Source organism: Cupriavidus sp. 01L46, assembly GCF_056399905.1.
This window is the reverse complement of record NZ_JBFTSF010000056.1, coordinates 1-17846: the sequence shown is the minus strand read 5'-3', so window position 1 is coordinate 17846 and position 17846 is coordinate 1. Positions and strand designations below refer to the sequence as shown.

Here is a 17846-nt window from a genome sequence, read left to right as displayed (position 1 = left end):
CGGCATTGAGCCCGTTCTTGCGAATCGGCCTACTTGCCGCCTACATTACTTCCATGGGAGTGCCGAGCTCCCGGTGCTGGCGCGCAGGCAGCGGCGCCGCAAGCTGCAATTTCCGGCGCCGCGCTTTCGTGCGCTGCGCCGCGATCGCGTCCAGGGTGGCGAACATGGCGGCATTGTCGAAGTGGTGGAGGCACCTGGCCGGCAAACCGCTCGATCCGCTCGCCCCGGAAACCCGCCACGCGATCGCCGTGGTGCCGGTGTTAGCCTGGGTGGGATTGGGCGCCGACGGGCTTTCCTCTTCGTGCTATGGGCCAGAGGAGGCATTCCTGGCGCTTGGCACCCATACGCCGCTGGCGCTCTTCCTTGCCCTGGCCACCGCCAGCACGGTGTTCATCATCGCGGTCGGCTACAACCAGGTCATCGAGCTGTTCCCCACCGGCGGCGGCGGCTACCGCGTGGCCACGGCCTTGCTGGGGCCGCGTCCTGGACTGGTGTCGGGCGCGGCGTTGCTGGTCGATTACGTGCTGACCGTCGCGACGTCGCTGGCCAGTGGTGTTGACGCCTTCTTCAGCCTGCTGCCGGTAGGGGCCCAAGCCTTCAAGCTGGCCACCGAACTGGTGATCGTGATCATGATGACCGGGCTCAATTTCCGCGGCATGAAGGAATCGATCCTGGTGCTGATGCCCATCTTCCTGGCCTTCGTGGTATTGCATCTCGGGCTGATCGTCTATGGCGTTGCCGCGCACGGCKACCATCTCGGCGCGGTCGTGCCCAATGCCATTGGCGAGGCCTCCGGCATGTCGCAGGCGATGGGGCCGGTTGTGGTGGCGGCGCTGCTGATGCGCGCGTTCTCGCTGGGTGGTGGCACCTACACCGGGCTGGAGGCGGTCTCGAACAACGTGAACATGCTGGCCGAGCCGCKGGTGCCGAACGGCAAGTGGACGATGTTCTACATGGCGACCTCGCTGGCCTTCACGGCGGGCGGCATCATCCTGCTGTATATGCTGTGGAACGCAGTGCCGGTGGAAGGCAAGACGCTGAACGCCGTGGTCTTCGACCGCGTCATCGACCATCTTGGCTTCGGCTCGGCATGGTCCCGCCATGCGCTGCTCGCAGCGCTGCTGGCCTCCGAGGCCGGGCTGCTGCTGGTGGGCGCGCAGACCGGCTTCCTGGACGGCCCGGCGGTGCTGTCAAACATGGCGGCGGACTACTGGGTGCCGCGGCATTTCCGCGATCTCTCCGCCCGGCTGGTGCGGCAGAACGGCGTCATCGTCATGGGCCTGGCCAGCTTGCTGATCCTGTTGTGGACGCACGGCCAGGTCGCGGTGCTGGTGGTGCTGTACAGCATCAATGTCTTCCTGACCTTCAGCCTCTCCTTGCTTGGCCTGTGCATCTACTGGTGGCGCCATCGCGGCGAGCCTCGCTGGATCGTGCGCTTCGGCCTGTCCCTGCTGGGCTTGTCGGTCACCGCCACGGTCCTGGTGATCACGCTGGTGGAGAAATTCACCGCCGGCGGCTGGCTGACCGTGCTGGTAACGGGCCTGGTGGTTGCGCTGTGCGTCTTCATCAAGCGGCACTACGCGACAACCCGCGCCGAGCTGGCCCGGGCGGATGCCCTCTTCGCCGGCAGCCCGCCGCTGGTCGATGCGAGCCGCGTTCGGCCGCTCGACCCCAGCCTGCCCACGGCGATCGTCCTGGTGGGCAAACACCGCGGCGCCAGCATGCATGCCCTGCTGTGGGTCGAGCGCCTGTTTCCCGGACATTTCAAGAACATGATCTTCCTGGCCGTGGGAGAGGTCGATGCGCAAAGCTACGAGGGCCAGGAAACGCTGCACCGYCTTCAACAGACGATTGGCGAGTCACTGCGTTATTACGTCGCCAATTGCCAGCGCCACGGCCTGGCAGCCGATTCGCGCGCGGCATTCGGCACGAACCCGGTGCGCGAGTTCACGACGCTGGTCGATGCGGTGACGGCCGAGTATCCGAACAGCGTCTGCTTTGCCAGCAAGCTGATCTTCCAGCACGTCAATTTCCTCACGGCCTGGCTGCATAACCAGACACCCGGCGAGCTGCAGGAGCAGCTACACCTGCAAGGCAAGCAGATGGTGCTGCTGCCAATGAAAGTGGCGTGATGGCGCGGCCTACTTGACCAGCGTCACCGGCACGCGCGACATGCGTATCAGCTTGTTGGTCAGCCTGCCCGCCAGCAGCGCGCCAACAGCCGTGCGCCCGGCCGTGCCCATCACGATGGCATCGCAGTCGTTCGCGGCCGCCGCCTGCGCAATGGTCTGCGCCACGTCGCCCACCTTGATCTGCGCCACATAGCTGGCCCCGGCGTCGTCCAGGATGCAGCGTGCATCGCGCAGCGCGGCCTCGCCGCTCGCCTCCTCCAGCTTGCGCAACGCGGCCAGCGAGTGGAAGGCCGAGGCGCGGCCGGATTCCAGCGGCGGCTGGACATTGAGCAGGACCACCTCGGACACACAGCGGTCCCGGAACATGAAGGCAGCATGACGCACCGCATCCAGCGCGTGCGCGGAGCCGTTGACGGGTACCAGAACTCTCAGCATGTCGAACCCCTTCCCTTGTCTCGATCCTCGATCGTTTCGCTACCGGCGTGTATCGCGTATCGCGTATCGCGCTGGCTATCTCGATTCCATATAAGTTCGGATCCCGCAAAGATGCTGTAAAGAGACGGATGGCCGCGTATTTTTTTTGTAAACGTCCGTCACGCTCGAACGGGCTGCGGCGCGGCGCTTGGCGGCTATGTCGACACCGGAGCACAGCACAGCCCGCAGCGGGGCAAAAGCCGAAAAGCCGCCTTGGCGGCCTGCCCGGTCCTTCCCGCGCCATTCTCCCATCCTGCCCCCTTCTGACCCCTTCTCGCCCCCTTCGGGGCCCGGCTCGCAGTAAAATGCCGGTTTTATCCGCGCCCGCCCATCCACGGCACCTGCCGCGCATGCCGCGCCAGGCCCACGGGCCGCCGGAGTACCCGAAAACAGGCGGCTTCGCCAAAGCCGCCCGAGAGGATTGCATGTCCGTAGAACCCCGACAGTCCGCCAAGACCGAGCCCAAGGCCGGCAACGCGGAAAAGCACACGCCCATGATGGCGCAGTACCTCGGCCTGAAAGCCGACCATCCGGACACCTTGCTGTTCTACCGGATGGGCGACTTCTACGAGCTCTTCCACGACGATGCCGAAAAGGCTTCGCGCCTGCTCGACATCACCTTGACGTCGCGCGGCAGCTCCAACGGCGTGCCAATCCGCATGGCCGGGATCCCCTTCCATTCAGTGGACCAATACCTCGCCCGGCTGGTCAAGCTGGGGGAATCGGTGGCGATCTGCGAGCAGATCGGCGACCCCGCCACCAGCAAGGGGCCGGTGGAGCGCAAGGTGGTGCGCATCGTCACGCCGGGCACGCTGACCGACGCGGCACTGCTGCCGGACAAAGTCGATACCTACCTGATGGCGGTGCACCAGCAAACCACGCGCCGCGGCGTGAGCAAGACCGGGCTGGCCTGGCTCAACCTGGCTAGTGGCGAGCTGCGCCTGATGGAGTGCGAGGTGGCGCAACTCGGCCGCGAACTGGAGCGGATCCGCCCGGCGGAGCTGCTGTATGCCGATGGCATCGAGCTGCCTGCGCTGGAGTGCGCGCGCACCCGGCTGCCGGAGTGGCATTTCGACCAGGAAGCCGGCACCCGCCGCCTGCGCGAGCAGCTCGGCGTGGCCAGCCTGGATCCGTTTGGCTGTGCCGGGCTGGGCGCGGCGCTCGGCGCCGCCGGCGCGCTGCTGAACTACGCGGCCTCCACCCAGKGGCAATCGCTGCGCCACGTGAAGGGTGTGRCGGTCGAGCGCGAATCCGAATTCGTCGGCCTGGACACCGCCACGCGGCGCAACCTGGAACTGACCGAGACCCTGCGCGGCGGCGAGTCGCCGACCCTGTTCTCGCTGCTGGACACCTGCGCGACTGCCATGKGCAGCCGCCTGCTGCGCCACTGGCTGCACCATCCGCTGCGCGACAGCGCCATCCCGCAGGCGYGCCAGCAGGCCATCGGCGCGCTGATCGGCCAGGGCACCGATGCGCTGCGCGCGGCGCTGCGCCGGCTGTCCGACGTGGAACGCATTACCGCGCGCCTGGCCCTGATGAATGCGCGTCCGCGCGACCTGTCCTCGCTGCGCGACACGCTGACCGCCCTGCCCGACGTGCAGGCCTGCCTGCGCGCTGACGATGCCGCGCCGTTGCTCAACCAGACGCTGACGGAGCTGGCGGTGCCCTGGGAATGCCATGCCCTGCTGGCCAGCGCGGTGGCGCCGGAGCCGGCCACCGTGATCCGCGACGGCGGCGTGATCGCCCGTGGCTACGACGCCACGCTCGATGAGCTGCGCGATATCTCGGAGAACTGCGGCCAGTTCCTGGTCGACCTGGAAGCCCGCGAGCGCACCCGCACCGGCATCGCCAACCTGCGCGTGGAATACAACCGCGTGCATGGCTTCTACATCGAGGTGACCAACGGCCAGGCCGACAAGGTCCCCGACGATTACCGCCGCCGCCAGACGCTGAAGAACGCCGAGCGCTACATCACGCCCGAGCTCAAGGTCTTCGAGGACAAGGCCCTGTCCGCGCAAGACCGCGCGCTGGTGCGCGAGAAGCAGCTGTACGACGCGTTGCTCCAGCAGTTGCTGCCGCATATCGGCGAGTTGCAGCGGGTTGCCGGCGCGCTGGCCCGCCTGGACGTCCTCGCGGCGCTGGCCGAGCGCGCGCAGACGCTGGACTGGACGCAGCCCGAGCGCGTCGCGGAGAACGTGATCGACCTGACCCAGGGCCGCCATCCGGTCGTGGAAGGCCAGCTCGCCGCGGAATCCGTGCCGTTCATCGCCAATGATTGCCAGTTGACGGAAGCGCGCAAGCTGCTGCTGATCACCGGCCCGAACATGGGCGGTAAATCGACCTTCATGCGCCAGACCGCGCTGATCGTGCTGCTGGCTTGCGTGGGCGCCTATGTACCGGCCCGGCGCGCGGTGATCGGCCCGATCGACCGCATCTTCACCCGCATCGGCGCCGCCGACGACCTCGCGGGCGGGCGCTCCACCTTCATGGTGGAAATGACCGAGGCCGCCAGCATCCTGCACAACGCCACGCCGGCCAGCCTGGTGCTGATGGACGAGATCGGCCGCGGCACGTCGACCTTCGACGGCCTCGCGCTGGCGTGGGCGATCGCGCGTCACCTGCTGGCGCACAACCGCAGCCATACACTGTTTGCCACCCATTATTTCGAGCTGACGCAACTGCCGCAGGAGTTCACGCAGGCGGCCAATGTCCACCTGTCCGCGGTCGAGCATGGCGATGGCATCGTCTTCCTGCATGCCGTGCAGGATGGGCCTGCCAGCCAGAGCTACGGCCTGCAGGTGGCGCAGCTGGCGGGCGTGCCGCAGCCGGTGATCCGCGCCGCGCGCAAGCACCTGGCCTGGCTGGAGCAACAGTCGGCGGACGCCACGCCCACGCCGCAGCTGGACCTGTTCGCCGCGCCACCCTCGCCCCCGGACGATGACGACGACTACCTGGAGCAAAGCGAAGGCGAAGACAGGACCGTTGGCAATGACCAGCCGGTCAACGCAATCTCCTTGCAGCAGGCCGCCTTGCTGGACGCGGTGGCCGAGCTCGACCCGGACAGCCTGACGCCGCGCGACGCGCTCGACGCGCTCTATCGGCTGCGCGCGCTCGCCAAGGATGCCGTAGCCATCGCATGAGGCCAACCGGGATCGTGCGTCAGCGCTGGCTGMTCCTGGCCGGAATGGCCATGCTTGGCGTGTTGCTGGCGCTGCCGGGCCAGGCCGCGAACCGTGCGCGGGCTTCGGCTCCGGTTCCGGCCGCCGAAACGATACGCGTGGCCCTGATCGCCGACCAGCCGCAGTGGCCGGCCGCCGAAGCCGGCACCGCCCGCCTGCTCGACTTCCTGGCCGCGCGCCGGCTGGAGTTTGTCGTCCATCTGGGCGGCATCAAGGGCGATACCGAATCCTGCGGCGACACCCTGCTTTCCGCTCGCCAGCGGCTACTCGACCAGTCGCCGCTGCCGCTCGTCTACCTGCCCGGCGAAACCGACTGGGCGGAATGCGCTCGCGCCGCCAACGGGCGCTTTGATGCGGTGGAGCGGCTGAACCGCCTGCGCGAGCTGTTCTATCCGGCTGATACCACGCTGGGCCAGCGGGTGCTGCCGCTGATGCGGCAGTCCGAACAGGCTACCTTTCGCAGCTATCGGGAAAACGTGCGCTGGCACGCCGGGCGCGTCATGCTGGTGGGGTTGAACCTGCCGGGCGACAACAATCACTATCGCTCGGAAGGCGGGCGCAACGGCGAGTTCGAGGATCGCCGCGAGGCCAACCGCCAATGGCTGGCGCGCGCGTTCTCGCTGGCGCAGCAACAGAACCTGCCCGGCATCGTGCTGCTCATGCATGCCGACCCGCAGTTCGGCAACGGCTGGGAGCAGCGTGGCAAGCCCTCCCTGTTCGATGGCTTCCTGCGCCGGCGCACGCGCGATGGCTTCCTGGAGTTCAAGCGCCAGTTGCGCGAGCTGGCCGGGCACTACCGGGGCCAGGTCCTGCTGGTGCATACCGGCCTGGGCGGCTTCGGCATCGACACGCCACTGAAAGATGCCAGCGGCAAGACGCTGCGCAACGTCTCCCGCGTGGTGTTGCCAGGCGGCACGCCCGGCCAGTACACCGAACTGGTGATCACGCCGGGGTCGCCGTCGCTGTTCGAGGTCACGCTCAAGGATGGCCCCGAGGCGGAATGAATGGCGTCAGCCCGACGCCGCAAGCACAAAGAAAAAGCCGGCGATGCCGGCTTTATTCGTGGGACCTTCCGCGAGGGCGCGCGCGCGTGGCGCACTCAGTGCAGCGTGCGGCTGCCGTCGCCTTCGTCGTCCTCATCTTCGTCCACGACTTCGATGCCCGAGGCGCCATGCGCGTGGCCGTGCTGTACTTCATCGCCCGTGGCCTCGCGGACTTCCGCTACCTGCAGCCAGAAACGCAGCGCCATGCCGGCCAGCGGGTGGTTGCCATCCAGCACCACCTTGTCTTCGGCCACGTCGGTCACGGTGTAGATGATCGAGTCTTCGTCGTCGCCGTCTTCAGGCACGCCTTCGAACTGCATGCCCACTTCCAGCGGCTCGGGGAAACGGTCGCGCGGCTCTACCTTGACCATATCGGCGTCGTAATCGCCGAAGGCTTCCTCGGGCTCGAGCTGCAACTGGGTTTCAAAGCCGGCTTCATGGCCTTCCAGCGCTTCCTCGATCTTGGGGAACGTGCCATCATATCCGCCGTGCAAGTAAACCATCGGCTCATCCGACTCTTCGATCAGATTGCCCTGCGCATCCGACAGCTTGTACACCACGGATACCACCGTGTTCTTAGCGATTTTCAATTCTTGACTCCATGAACGATTCCGCATTATACGCGCAGGCCTTGCCCCCCGGCCCCGTCGATCCTGACGCGCCGATTACCCTCCTGGGTGGCATGACGCCAGCTGCTTTCATGCGCGATATCTGGCACCGCAAACCCCTGTTGATTCGACAAGCCGTACCGGGAATCGTGCCGCCGGTATCGCGCGAGTCGCTTTTCCAACTGGCCGACCGCGACGACGTCGAGTCACGCCTGGTGTCGCACTTTCGCAACCGCTGGAAGCTCGAACAAGGCCCCTTCGCCGCCGACAACCTGCCCTCCCTGAAAGCCCGTCAATGGTCGCTGCTGGTGCAGGGCGTTAACCTCCACGATAGTGCAGCCGCGGACTTGCTGGGACAATTCCGTTTCGTCCCGGATGCGCGCCTGGACGACCTGATGGTCAGCTACGCCACCGACGGCGGTGGCGTGGGCCCGCACTTCGATTCCTACGACGTTTTTCTGTTGCAAGTATCGGGCCGGCGCCGCTGGCGCATCTCGTCCCAGACCAAGCTCGACCTGGTCCCGGACCTGCCGCTCAAGATCCTGGCGGACTTCACGGCCGAAGAAGAATGGGTGCTGGAGCCAGGCGACATGCTGTACCTGCCACCTCAGTACGCCCACGACGGCGTGGCCGACGGCGAGTGCATGACGTATTCGATCGGTTTTCGCGCACCGGCCTACCGCGAGCTGGCGGGGCACTTCCTGGCCTGGCTCTCGGAAACGGTTGAGGACAACGAGGATCTAAGCGGACGCTACGCGGATGCCGGTGAGCCGGCAACATCACATCCGGCCCAGCTGCCTGCCCAGATGGTGCGAGCGGTGACCGAGAAACTGAGCGCCCTCCGTTGGTCGGGTAGCATGGTCTCGGAGTTTCTGGGCGCGCATCTCTCCGAGCCCAAGCCAAGCGTGGAGTTTGCGGAAATATCCGAAATCACGCTGAAGAAATACAACAAACTCGCCCTGTCTCACGGCGTCGTGCTTGCGCCGGGATCGATTGCGTTGTATGACCGCACCCATTTCTTTATCAATGGCGAAGCGTACGAACCGCCCTCGGCGCTGGCGCGCTGGCTGCGCCTGCTGGCGGACCGGCGCTGCCTGAGCGCCGCGGAAGTGGCTGCCTGCGAGGATCTGCCGGATCTGATGGAAACTTTCCATCATTGGGCGCTGGAGGGCTGGCTGCAATTCGGACCCGCTTCGCTGTAATAATCCGTAACAACCAAAAACAGGAAAAGACAGCGCTACACAAGCCGGGAAAACGCGGATATAATCACCGGCTGGCTAGTACTGTGTACCACTGCATTTGTCGGCACCCGGGAGAGCCTCWAWTTTGCAGTTCAAGAGCGATAATTACCGGTAATTATTCATCGCCTGTTTTTCWGTTATTAAAGTTAAAGGACGAACAATGAAGAAGTCTCTCCTGATCGCATCGCTGCTCGCCGCCGTTGCTCTCGCCGCTTGCGGCAAGAAAGAAGAAGCCGCTGCTCCGGCACCGGAAGCTTCGGCTCCGGCTGCTGCTGCTCCGGCTGCTGCCGAAGCATCGGCTGCTGCTGCTGAAGCAACGGCTGCTGCATCGAGCGCAGCGACCTCGGCTGCTGAAGCTTCCGGCGCGGCTGCTGACGCATCGGCTGCTGCTGCTAAGCAGTAATCGGTCTCGACCGATAAAAAAGCCGACCTTCGGGTCGGCTTTTTTACGTCTGTCGCTTTTGCGCCTGCAGGCTTCGCCGGCATATTGCCCGCCCCGCCTCAGGCCTTGACCGGCTGCCAGCCCAGTCCTTCGTGCTGGTCCGCCACCAGGATTTCGTCAGACGACACGCCCAGCACCGTGGCCAGCGCCTGGGTGGCCAGCTCCCGGGTATTGTTCTGCTGGCTCAGGTGCGCTGCCACCACGCGCTGCAGCCCCGCATGCGCTACTCGCTCAAGGATGCCGGCCGCCACTTCATTGGCAAGGTGGCCAAAATCGCCGCCAATGCGCCGCTTCAGCGAATATGGGTAGGCGGAATTGCGCAGCATCTCCCGATCGTGGTTACATTCCAGCACCAAGGCATGCACCCCTGCCAGCCGCGCGGTGACGTAAGGCGTCTCCATGCCGGCATCGGTCAGCACGCCCAAGCGGGCGTCACCGTCACTTAGCACGAACTGCAACGGCTCACGCGCATCGTGCGGCACGGTGTAGGGGAGGATGTGGAGGTTGCCGATCACCAGCGGATGGTCGGCACCACACACACGCACGTCGGCCTTGTCCGCCCCGCGCATGTGCGAGGTGGCAAGCCAGGTGCCGTGGCTGGTATGTACCGGCAGGTCGTGACGGGAAGCAAAGGCGTAGGCCGAGCCGACATGATCGCCGTGCTCGTGGGTAACCAGCACGGCATCGAGCTGATCCGGCGTGATGCCGAGCCGCTCCAGCCGCCGTGCGGTTTCGCGAATGCCAAAGCCGCAATCGAGCAGCACCCTGGTCGTGGTGGTGCCCTCTTGCGACTCGATCACCAGGGAATTGCCCTCGCTGCCGCTGCCGAGGAAGGCGAAGCGCATCATGCGCTTGCCTCCCCCGGCAGCCCGGCGAGCCACCTCGCGGCCGGGCGCCGCGGGGTGGTTTGCGTGACCCGCATCCCGGTCAGCGCAGTTGCTCGTCGAGCAGCGTGAGAATGCGTTTGCCGACTTCGGTGCCTTCCGGCTGGCCCGCATCGTTTTGCACCGTCACGGTCGTGCCGGTGCCATCACCCTTCAGTGCCACGCGATACTTCTTCGCCTTCTTGCTGTCCTCGGTGCCGGTCTTGGTGAACAGCTTGGAGAAGAAACCGCGATTGTCCACGGTGTCGCGCGGGTCGACATAGCGCACGTAGTACAGGCCTTGCGCGCGGTCCCGGTCTTCCACCGTGAAGTTCACGCGGTCCAGCGCCAGGCCGACCGAGCGCCAGGCGCGGTCGAACGGCTCGGACAACTGCAGTGCCTGGCTGCCATTGACCTGGGTCAGGTTGGCATTGGCGCTAGGCGCTGCACCCTTTGCGGCAGTGGCACCCGCAGCGGCGGCAGCCGGCGAAGCGGGGTTCTTGGCCATGCGGTCGGCCTGCTCCTTCTGCACGCCCAGGCGCTGCGCGAAGCGCGAAAGGAATTCGGCCTCCAGCTCAGGATCGGAGGGGCGCGGCGTCCAGGTCGTGGTCGACTTGTCGATGCCCGTCAGTTGCTCCTGCGCACCACGGTGGCTGATGAAGACCTCCAGGTTGCCGTTCTGCGAGCGCTCCACGCGCGTGCGGAACTTGTCGCGCTCGGACGTCGAGTACAGCCCGTCGAAGACCTTGCCGATCGTGTTGCGGATGAAATCCTGCGGGATCTTGGCGCGGTTCTCGGCCCAGTCGGTTTCCATGATGCCGGTCTCGGGCGAGTCCTGCACCAGCAGGAAACCGCTCTCCTGCCAGAATTCACGCATCGACTGCCACAGCTTGTCCGCCGGCATGCCGTTGCTGATCACCAGCCAGCGCTGGTTGCCGTCGCGCTCCATGCGGATGCCTTGCGTGGAGGGCAGCACGTTCTCGGCGCCCGCCTGCTGCTGCACAACCTTGTTCGACTGGTTGTAGGTCGACAAGGTGGACGTGCCGTTCTGATCCGGCACGGAGTAGCGGCGATCGCCTTCGATCTTGGTCAGGTCCGGCGGCACGTCCAGCGTGGAGGTGCGCTTGGCAGCGGACTTGTAGTCGATCTTGTCGGGCGCCATCGCGTCGTTGATGYTGCTGCAACCGGACATCGCGCTTGCCACTAGCACGGGCAAGACCAGGGCGGCACGGCCAACTTGCGTTGCACCGTGGCGGTTAAGCTTGAGTTTCATTGACACGCAATCCTAGTTGAGGGATGACGGCAAAACACAGTGCGATCAGCCGAGCAGGCCGGCCGCCGACAGCGCCTTGCGCACCACATCGTGGTATTCCGGTGACAGCGGAGTAAGCGGGAGGCGGATGCCACCCTGCATTTTGCCCATTTGCTGGAGCGCCCACTTGACGGGAATCGGGTTGGCCTCGACGAACATCGCCTTGTTCAGCGCAACCAGTTCCATATGGATGCGACGCGCGGTAATCGCGTCGCCCTTCAGGGCAGCCACGCACAATTCGTGCATCTTGCGCGGCGCCACGTTGGCCGTGACGGAGATATTGCCATGGCCGCCCAGCAGCATCAGGGCAATCGCCGTGGGATCGTCGCCACTGTAGATGGAGAAGCCCTGCGGCGCATCCTTGATCAGTTGCGCGGCACGGTCGATATTGCCGGTCGCTTCCTTGACGCCGATGATGCCCGGCACCTGCGCCAGGCGCAGGATGGTTTCGTGCTGCATGTCGGCCACGGTACGGCCCGGCACGTTGTACAGCACGACAGGCAGTTCCACCGCTTCCGCGATCGTGCGGAAATGGCGATACATGCCCTCCTGGGTGGGCTTGTTGTAGTAGGGCACCACCTGCAGCGAGGCATCGGCGCCGACCTGCTTGGCAAACGCGGTCAGCTCGATCGCTTCCTTGGTCGAGTTGCCGCCGGTGCCGGCGATGATCGGGATGCGCTTGTCGGCCTGCTCCACGGCGACGCGGATCAGCTCGCAATGCTCATCCACGTTCACCGTGGGCGACTCGCCGGTGGTGCCGACGATCACGATGCCATCAGTGCCCTCGGCCACGTGCCAGTCGACCAGGGCGCGCAGCGCGGGGAAATCCAGGCTGCCATCTTCCTGCATMGGCGTCACGATAGCGACGATGCTGCCGTTAATCTGTGTCATAACGTTTGAGAATTCGAGAAACGAATACCGCGATTGTACCGGATACCCAAGGCCTTCCGACCGCACCTTCGACCGGGGAAAACCCAAGGCAGTTCAACGCGTGAAGTCCAGGTCTCGCCAACCGGGCCCGCAAATAGCCAGGGCCGCACTTCAGCCCGGCAAAGGATACCGCGGCGGCGCTCCGCCGCTCGTTTTGCCTATCTCTTCGCGAATCGCGCAAATACGCTGCACAAAGGCAGCTTTAGGCACTTCCAGCACACCATCTTCGTAGGCAATCACCCGCAAGATGCCGTGCACGGCATCCAGCAACTCGCCCGGCTGCAGCAGGAAATCCGGGTTCGAAGGTTTGCCCACGGTCTCGTTGCCAGCCGCGAAAGTTTCGTAAAGAAGCACGCCGCCCGGCGCCAGCGCAGCGAACAAATGCGCCCAAAGCGGCCTGTGCAGGTAATTGGTGACCACGATCGCGTCGAAGCCCGGTTCGTCCGCCAGCGGCCACGTGCCCTGCTCCAGGTCGGCCGGGCGCGTGTCAACGCCTTCGAGCAAAGCCGCCAGCGCGGCCAATGCCGCCGCATCGCGATCGACGCCCAGCACCGCATGGCCGCGGCGCGCGAACCAGGTGGCGTGGCGGCCGTTGCCGCAGGCCAGGTCGAGCACGCGGCCGCCCGGGCGCACCAGGTGCGCCCAGCGCACCACCCACGGCGACGGTGCGCCGAGCGGCGCGTGGGGGATGCCCGCCGCCATGCTCATCGGTACCCCAGGCCGATGACGGCGCGCACGTCACGCATCGTCTCGCGCGCCACCTGGCTGGCCTGGTCGCAGCCGTGGTCGACAATGGCGCGCAGCAGCGCGGGATCGTCCATGTATTTTTGCGCCCGCTCCAGCATGGGCTGCTGCTCGCGCAGGATGCCCTCGATCACTGGCTGTTTGCATTCGATGCAGCCGATGCCAGCACTGCGGCAGCCCTTCTCGACCCACTCGCGGGTGGGCGCGTCCGTGTAGACCTGGTGCAGTTGCCACACCGGGCATCGCGCCGGGTCGCCGGCATCGGTGCGGCGCACGCGGGCCGGATCTGTCGGCATGGTACGCACCTTCTTTTCCACCGACGCCTTGTCCTCGCGCATGCGGATGGTGTTGCCATAGGACTTCGACATCTTCTGGCCGTCCAGCCCGGGCATGCGCGATGCCGCGGTCAGCAGCGCCTGCGGCTCGACCAGGATGGTCTTGCGCGAGCCGCCCAGGTAGCCCAGCAGCAATTCACGGTCTTCGGCGGCCAGGCTCTGCGACTGCGCCACCAGCGCGCCGCCCTCCTCGAACGCCTCTGCCTTGCCCTGCTCCTGATAGGCGCGGCGCAGTTCCAGATAAGCCTTGGTGCGCTTGCCGCCCAGCTTTTTGGCGGCTTCCTGCGCCYGCKCCTCGAAGYCCGGCTGGCGSCCRTASAGATAGTTGAAGCGGCGCGCGATCTCGCGCGTGAYCTCCACRTGCGGCACCTGGTCCTCGCCCACCGGCACGCGGCCGGCACGGTAGATCAGGATGTCGGCGGCCTGCAGCAGCGGATAGCCGAGAAAACCGTAGGTGGAAAGATCCTTGTCCTTGAGCTTCTCGATCTGGTCCTTGTAGGTCGGCACCCGCTCGAGCCAGGCCAGCGGCGTACCCATCGACAGCAGTAGGAACAGTTCGGCATGCTCAGGCACGCGGCTCTGGATAAACAGCGTGGCGCGCTCGGGATCGACGCCGGCGGCAAGCCAGTCGATCAGCATCTCCCACACGGATTCGCCGATMACCTCCGGCGATGCATAGTGCGTGGTGAGCGCGTGCCAGTCCGCCACGAAGAAGAAACAGGGATATTCGGCCTGGAGCTGGACCCAGTTCCTGAGTACGCCGTGATAGTGGCCCAGGTGCAGCGCGCCGGTAGGCCGCATGCCGGAAAGAACGCGATCGGGAAACATGTCTATCTGTATTTGTGGGAATTGGTGCAGGTACGGGTACGCGTATTCGAGGTCGGCGCCGGCGTGGGCGCCAGGGCCGCGGCGCGGCTTACTGCACCAGCGCCAGGATGGGTTGCAGCATCAGCAACACCAGGCTCCTGAGCGCCCCCATTACCGGCTGCATCMACACTTTGGTGATCACGCCAGCCGCCACCAGCGCCAGCACCACGAAGATGCCGTAGGGCTCGATGCGCGACACCGCATGCGCGATGCGCTGCGGCAATAGCGCTGTCAGCACGCGGCCGCCGTCGAGCGGCGGCACGGGGAACAGGTTGAACGCAGCCATCACCAGGTTGACCAGCACGCCGGCCTGCGCCATCTGGGTAAAGAAAGGCTCCTGCACCCTGGCCACCACCAGGCCGACCGCCACCAGCGCCCACAGGAAGGCCTGCAGCACATTGCTGCCCGGGCCCGCCAGCGCCACCCACATGCCATGCCAGCGCGGATTGCGCAGGTGGTCGAAGGCAACCGGCACCGGCTTGGCGTAGCCGAAGACAAACTGGCCGCTGGTCATGAAATAGAGCAGCAGCGGCACCGCGATGGTGCCGATGGGATCGATATGGCGCGCCGGGTTAAGGCTGACGCGGCCCATCGAATAGGCGGTGTTGTCGCCAAACAGCTTGGCCACATAGCCGTGCGCGGCTTCATGCAGCGTGATAGCGAACAGGACCGGCAGGGCGTAGACCGCTAGGGTCTGAATCAGAGAAGAATCCATGGGTCGCTATTGTACCGGGGCCGCGGCAAAGCGACTGTTCGGTGRCAATCACAGTCCAAAACGCTCGATATCGCCGCGTCCCTGCCGCACCAGCTCGGGCTCGCCCGCGGTCAGGTCGATCACCGTGGTCGGCTGCGCGGGCGCAGCGCCGCCGCAGATCACCAGTTCCAGCAGTTTTTCCAGCCGGGCGCGGATCACCTCCGGCTCGTTGAGCGGGGCTTCGTCACCCGGCAACTGCAGGGTGGCCGAAATCAGCGGCTCGCCCACTTCGGCCAGCAGCGCCAGCGGAATGGGATGGTCGGGCACCCGCACGCCGATGGTCTTGCGGGCGGGATGCGAGAGCCGGCGCGGCACTTCCTTGGTGGCCTCGAGGATGAAGWCGTAGGGCCCGGGTGTCGCGCCCTTGAGCCAGCGGTACTGCCGGTTGTCCACCCGCGCGAAGTTGCCAAGCTCCGACAAATCGCTGCACAGCAGGGTCAGATGGTGCTTGTCGTCGATCCCGCGCAAGCGGCGCAGCCGCTCTACCGCGGCCTTGTCGTCGAGCCGGCAGGCCAGTGCGTAGCTGGAGTCGGTGGGCAAGGCAATCAGCCCGCCCTGCCCGATGATCTGCGCGGCCTGCTTGATCAGGCGGGACTGCGGGTTGAGCGGATGGATCTCGAAGTATTGGGACATGTGCGGGCCTGGGGCGACCGGCCGCGGGATGGGCGCAAACGCCGCGCGCATTCCGGGCCAGTTCTGCGATGGGGAAAAGCGAAGGGAGCGCATGGCGGGTTCGGGCGGGCTGGGCGCCGGGCGGCCGTTGGCCGGCGCGGCTTACCAGTCATGCCAGACCGGGGTGACCGACGACGGCAGCGGCGGCAGCGAGCCCAGCTCGATCCGTCCCTCGCCCGGCCCATGGAAGTCCGAGCCGCGCGAGCCCAGCAGGCCATAGTGATGCGCGACATTGGCATACTGCCGGTACTGCTCCGGCGTATGGCTGCCAGTGACCACCTCGACCGCGGCCCCGCCGAGCTGCTTGAACTCGTCGAACAGCGCATCGTGCTGGAGTTGCGTGTAGTTGTAGCGGCCCGGGTGCGCCATCACCGGAATGCCGCCGGCGGCCTGGATCCAGCCCACCGCATCGGCCAGTTTGGCCCAGCGGTGCCCGACATAGCCCGGGCAGCCATCGCCGAGGTAGTCGTCGAACACCTCGCTGATGGTCTTGCACCGCCCTTCTTCGACCAGCCAGCGCGCGAAATGGGTGCGAGAGATCAGGTCGGGATTGCCGACATGGCGCAGCGCGCCCTCATAGGCGCCCTCGATGCCGATCGCGGCCAGCGCTTCGCCGATGTCCTGCGCCCTGGCGGCCCGCCCGGAGCGCGTGGCTGCCAGGCCATTGACCAGCACCTGGCTGTCCGGGTCGATCTGCAAGCCAACGATATGCACAGTCTGCCCGGCCCACGTCACCGAGATCTCCACCCCGGGCACGTAGCGCATGCCCAGCGCCTCGGCCGCGGCCCGCGCCCTGGCCTGGCCCTTGACCTCGTCATGGTCCGTCAGCGCCCAGAACGCCACGCCGCCGGCGTGCGCGCGCGCGGCCACGTCCTCGGGGGACAACATGCCGTCGGACACCGTGGAATGGCAATGCAGATCTGCGTTGATTGCGTGTGAATTTTGCATACGTCTATTCTACTCTCGCGATAATTCCGCGTTAATCCCACCTCAATCCAACCTCAACCCGACTTTAATCCCGCGCCGATGCGCGCCGCGTGGGCTGGCCCACACATCCGCGCCGATAGCCCTGACGCCAACGCTGGCGTAGGCGGCAGGGCCGGCCCCGCGCGGTATAGTTGGGGCCTGACGACCCTCCTGCCGGGCGCCGCCACGCGCGCCGCCCGCCATGCCATGCCGACCCAAACCCCTGCTTGCGCCACGCCCGATTCCCGCTCCCCGACCGTCCCGGCCGACGTGATCCGCACCGATGTGCTGATCGTCGGCGCCGGCCCGGTCGGCCTGTTTGCCGCCTTCCAGGCGGGCGTGCTGGGGCTGAAGTGCGAGCTCGTCGACGTGCTGGACCGCGCCGGCGGACAGTGCACCGAGCTCTACCCGGAAAAGCCGATCTACGACATCCCCGCGGTGCCGGGCTGCCTGGCGCAGGACCTGGTCGACCGCCTGCTCGAGCAATGCGCGCCGTTCGCCTTTCCCATGCATTTCAACGAGCGGGCCAACGGCCTGGCCGAGATCCCGCCGGAACCGCACGCTACAGCCGGCCATGAGCACCCGCACCGCCTGCTGGTCACAACCGACACCGGCAAGCGCTTCGACGTGGCTGCGGTGCTGATCTGCGCCGGCGCCGGCGCGTTCGCCCCGCAACGCGTGGCGCTGCCCGAAGCCGCCGCGCTGGAAGACCGCCACCTGCATTACGCAGTGCGCGACACCGCGCGCTTCGCTGGCAAGCGGGTGGTGGTGGCCGGCGGCGGAGATTCCGCCCTGGACTGGGCGCTGGCGCTGCGCAAGACCGCCGCGCGCGTTACGCTGCTGCACCGCCGGGAAGGCTTTCGCGCGGCCGACGGTGCGGTGGCCGAAATGCGCGCGGCCGTGGCCGCCGGCGAGATGGATTTCGTGGTGGGCATGCTGGGCGCGCTCAAGACCGAGGGCGGCTCGCTGGCCGGGGTCGACATTCGTACCCGGGAAGACACGATCAGCCTGCCTGCCGACGAACTCGTAGCGCTGTACGGCCTCGTCTCCGAGCCCGGCCCGATCGCCCAGTGGGACCTCGACATGCGCGCAGGGCGCATCACGGTGGATACCACCACCTACGAAACATCCCGCCGCGGCATCTTCGCCGCGGGCGACATCGCGTTCTACCCCAACAAGCAAAAGCTCATCCTGTCTGGCTTCCACGAGGCTGCGCTGGCCCTGCGGCGCGCCTATCACTATGCCTTCCCGGAAAAGGCGCTGGTCCATGTGCACACCCGCAAC

The 17846-nt window shown here is 66.4% G+C and carries 17 protein-coding genes; 6 read left to right on the top strand and 11 right to left on the bottom strand.

Going from position 1 to position 17846, the window contains the following annotated elements:
• Nucleotides 1–40 precede the first annotated feature (40 nt).
• Entirely contained in the window at nt 41–166 is a 126-nt protein-coding gene (locus AC1DS3_RS12470; RefSeq protein WP_441633723.1) for a hypothetical protein, read from the bottom strand.
• Between AC1DS3_RS12470 and AC1DS3_RS12465 the strand changes: the two genes are divergently transcribed.
• Nucleotides 165–2132, top strand: coding sequence for an APC family permease (locus AC1DS3_RS12465; RefSeq protein WP_477127263.1), 1968 nt, complete (start codon nt 165–167; stop codon nt 2130–2132). The two genes, AC1DS3_RS12470 and AC1DS3_RS12465, sit on opposite strands and share 2 nt — an antisense overlap.
• Before the next feature lie 9 nt (nt 2133–2141).
• Here AC1DS3_RS12465 and AC1DS3_RS12460 read toward each other — a convergent pair whose 3' ends face one another.
• The gene (locus AC1DS3_RS12460; protein WP_441633719.1) at nt 2142–2567 is read right to left on the bottom strand and encodes a universal stress protein; all 426 of its coding nucleotides are present in this window, start codon (nt 2565–2567) and stop codon (nt 2142–2144) included.
• 533 nt (nt 2568–3100) lie between these two features.
• Between AC1DS3_RS12460 and mutS the strand changes: the two genes are divergently transcribed.
• Both mutS and AC1DS3_RS12450 read left to right on the top strand, forming a co-directional pair.
• Nucleotides 3101–5746, top strand: a complete 2646-nt coding sequence (gene mutS, locus AC1DS3_RS12455) for a DNA mismatch repair protein MutS (protein ID WP_477127271.1) — start codon at nt 3101–3103, stop codon at nt 5744–5746.
• A 44-nt stretch (nt 5747–5790) separates the two neighbouring features.
• Nucleotides 5791–6789, top strand: coding sequence for a hypothetical protein (locus AC1DS3_RS12450; RefSeq protein ID WP_477127270.1), 999 nt, complete (start codon nt 5791–5793; stop codon nt 6787–6789).
• Between the two features lie 95 nt (nt 6790–6884).
• On the opposite strand, the gene AC1DS3_RS12445 is transcribed toward AC1DS3_RS12450, so the two are convergent.
• The gene (locus AC1DS3_RS12445; protein WP_441633715.1) at nt 6885–7418 is read right to left on the bottom strand and encodes an FKBP-type peptidyl-prolyl cis-trans isomerase; all 534 of its coding nucleotides are present in this window, start codon (nt 7416–7418) and stop codon (nt 6885–6887) included.
• Between the two features lie 11 nt (nt 7419–7429).
• Here AC1DS3_RS12445 and AC1DS3_RS12440 point away from each other — a divergent pair, with 11 nt between their 5' ends.
• The gene (locus tag AC1DS3_RS12440) at nt 7430–8638 is read left to right on the top strand and encodes a JmjC domain-containing protein (RefSeq protein WP_441633713.1); all 1209 of its coding nucleotides are present in this window, start codon (nt 7430–7432) and stop codon (nt 8636–8638) included.
• A gap of 199 nt (nt 8639–8837) precedes the next feature.
• Complete coding sequence (locus tag AC1DS3_RS12435; protein ID WP_416048102.1) at nt 8838–9080, top strand: hypothetical protein; 243 nt, start codon at nt 8838–8840, stop codon at nt 9078–9080.
• Between the two features lie 98 nt (nt 9081–9178).
• Here the strand turns inward: AC1DS3_RS12435 and AC1DS3_RS12430 are convergent, their stop codons facing one another.
• The 8 genes from AC1DS3_RS12430 to AC1DS3_RS12395 form a co-directional block, all read right to left on the bottom strand.
• A complete protein-coding gene (locus AC1DS3_RS12430; RefSeq protein WP_441633711.1) occupies nt 9179–9967 on the bottom strand; it encodes an MBL fold metallo-hydrolase in 789 nt (262 codons plus the stop codon).
• Between the two features lie 79 nt (nt 9968–10046).
• A complete protein-coding gene (gene bamC, locus AC1DS3_RS12425; RefSeq protein ID WP_477127262.1) occupies nt 10047–11255 on the bottom strand; it encodes an outer membrane protein assembly factor BamC in 1209 nt (402 codons plus the stop codon).
• Between the two features lie 45 nt (nt 11256–11300).
• On the bottom strand, nt 11301–12185 hold the full coding sequence (dapA, locus tag AC1DS3_RS12420; RefSeq protein ID WP_441633707.1) for a 4-hydroxy-tetrahydrodipicolinate synthase: 885 nt from the start codon (nt 12183–12185) through the stop codon (nt 11301–11303).
• Nucleotides 12186–12335: 150 nt separating this feature from the next.
• The gene (locus AC1DS3_RS12415; RefSeq protein WP_441633705.1) at nt 12336–12932 is read right to left on the bottom strand and encodes a class I SAM-dependent methyltransferase; all 597 of its coding nucleotides are present in this window, start codon (nt 12930–12932) and stop codon (nt 12336–12338) included.
• Nucleotides 12929–14131, bottom strand: coding sequence for a tryptophan--tRNA ligase (locus tag AC1DS3_RS12410; RefSeq protein WP_477127261.1), 1203 nt, complete (start codon nt 14129–14131; stop codon nt 12929–12931). Before AC1DS3_RS12410 ends, AC1DS3_RS12415 begins: the two co-directional genes overlap by 4 nt.
• Before the next feature lie 88 nt (nt 14132–14219).
• Complete coding sequence (locus AC1DS3_RS12405; RefSeq protein ID WP_477127260.1) at nt 14220–14885, bottom strand: site-2 protease family protein; 666 nt, start codon at nt 14883–14885, stop codon at nt 14220–14222.
• 48 nt (nt 14886–14933) lie between these two features.
• Nucleotides 14934–15557, bottom strand: coding sequence for an L-threonylcarbamoyladenylate synthase (locus tag AC1DS3_RS12400; RefSeq protein WP_477127259.1), 624 nt, complete (start codon nt 15555–15557; stop codon nt 14934–14936).
• Between the two features lie 141 nt (nt 15558–15698).
• A complete protein-coding gene (locus AC1DS3_RS12395) occupies nt 15699–16544 on the bottom strand; it encodes a 3',5'-nucleoside bisphosphate phosphatase (RefSeq protein WP_441633698.1) in 846 nt (281 codons plus the stop codon).
• 225 nt (nt 16545–16769) lie between these two features.
• Here AC1DS3_RS12395 and AC1DS3_RS12390 point away from each other — a divergent pair.
• A partial coding sequence (locus AC1DS3_RS12390) for an NAD(P)/FAD-dependent oxidoreductase (RefSeq protein ID WP_477127258.1) occupies nt 16770–17846 on the top strand: 1077 nt, incomplete at its 3' end.

Coding starts and splice junctions, on each gene's coding strand:
- AC1DS3_RS12470 (WP_441633723.1), bottom strand. CDS start 166: ATGTTCGCCACCCTGGACGCGATCGCGGCGCAGCGCACGAAAGCGCGG.
- AC1DS3_RS12460 (WP_441633719.1), bottom strand. CDS start 2,567: ATGCTGAGAGTTCTGGTACCCGTCAACGGCTCCGCGCACGCGCTGGAT.
- AC1DS3_RS12450 (WP_477127270.1), top strand. CDS start 5,791: ATGGCCATGCTTGGCGTGTTGCTGGCGCTGCCGGGCCAGGCCGCGAAC.
- AC1DS3_RS12440 (WP_441633713.1), top strand. CDS start 7,430: ATGAACGATTCCGCATTATACGCGCAGGCCTTGCCCCCCGGCCCCGTC.
- AC1DS3_RS12435 (WP_416048102.1), top strand. CDS start 8,838: ATGAAGAAGTCTCTCCTGATCGCATCGCTGCTCGCCGCCGTTGCTCTC.
- AC1DS3_RS12430 (WP_441633711.1), bottom strand. CDS start 9,967: ATGATGCGCTTCGCCTTCCTCGGCAGCGGCAGCGAGGGCAATTCCCTG.
- AC1DS3_RS12415 (WP_441633705.1), bottom strand. CDS start 12,932: ATGAGCATGGCGGCGGGCATCCCCCACGCGCCGCTCGGCGCACCGTCG.
- AC1DS3_RS12395 (WP_441633698.1), bottom strand. CDS start 16,544: ATGCAAAATTCACACGCAATCAACGCAGATCTGCATTGCCATTCCACG.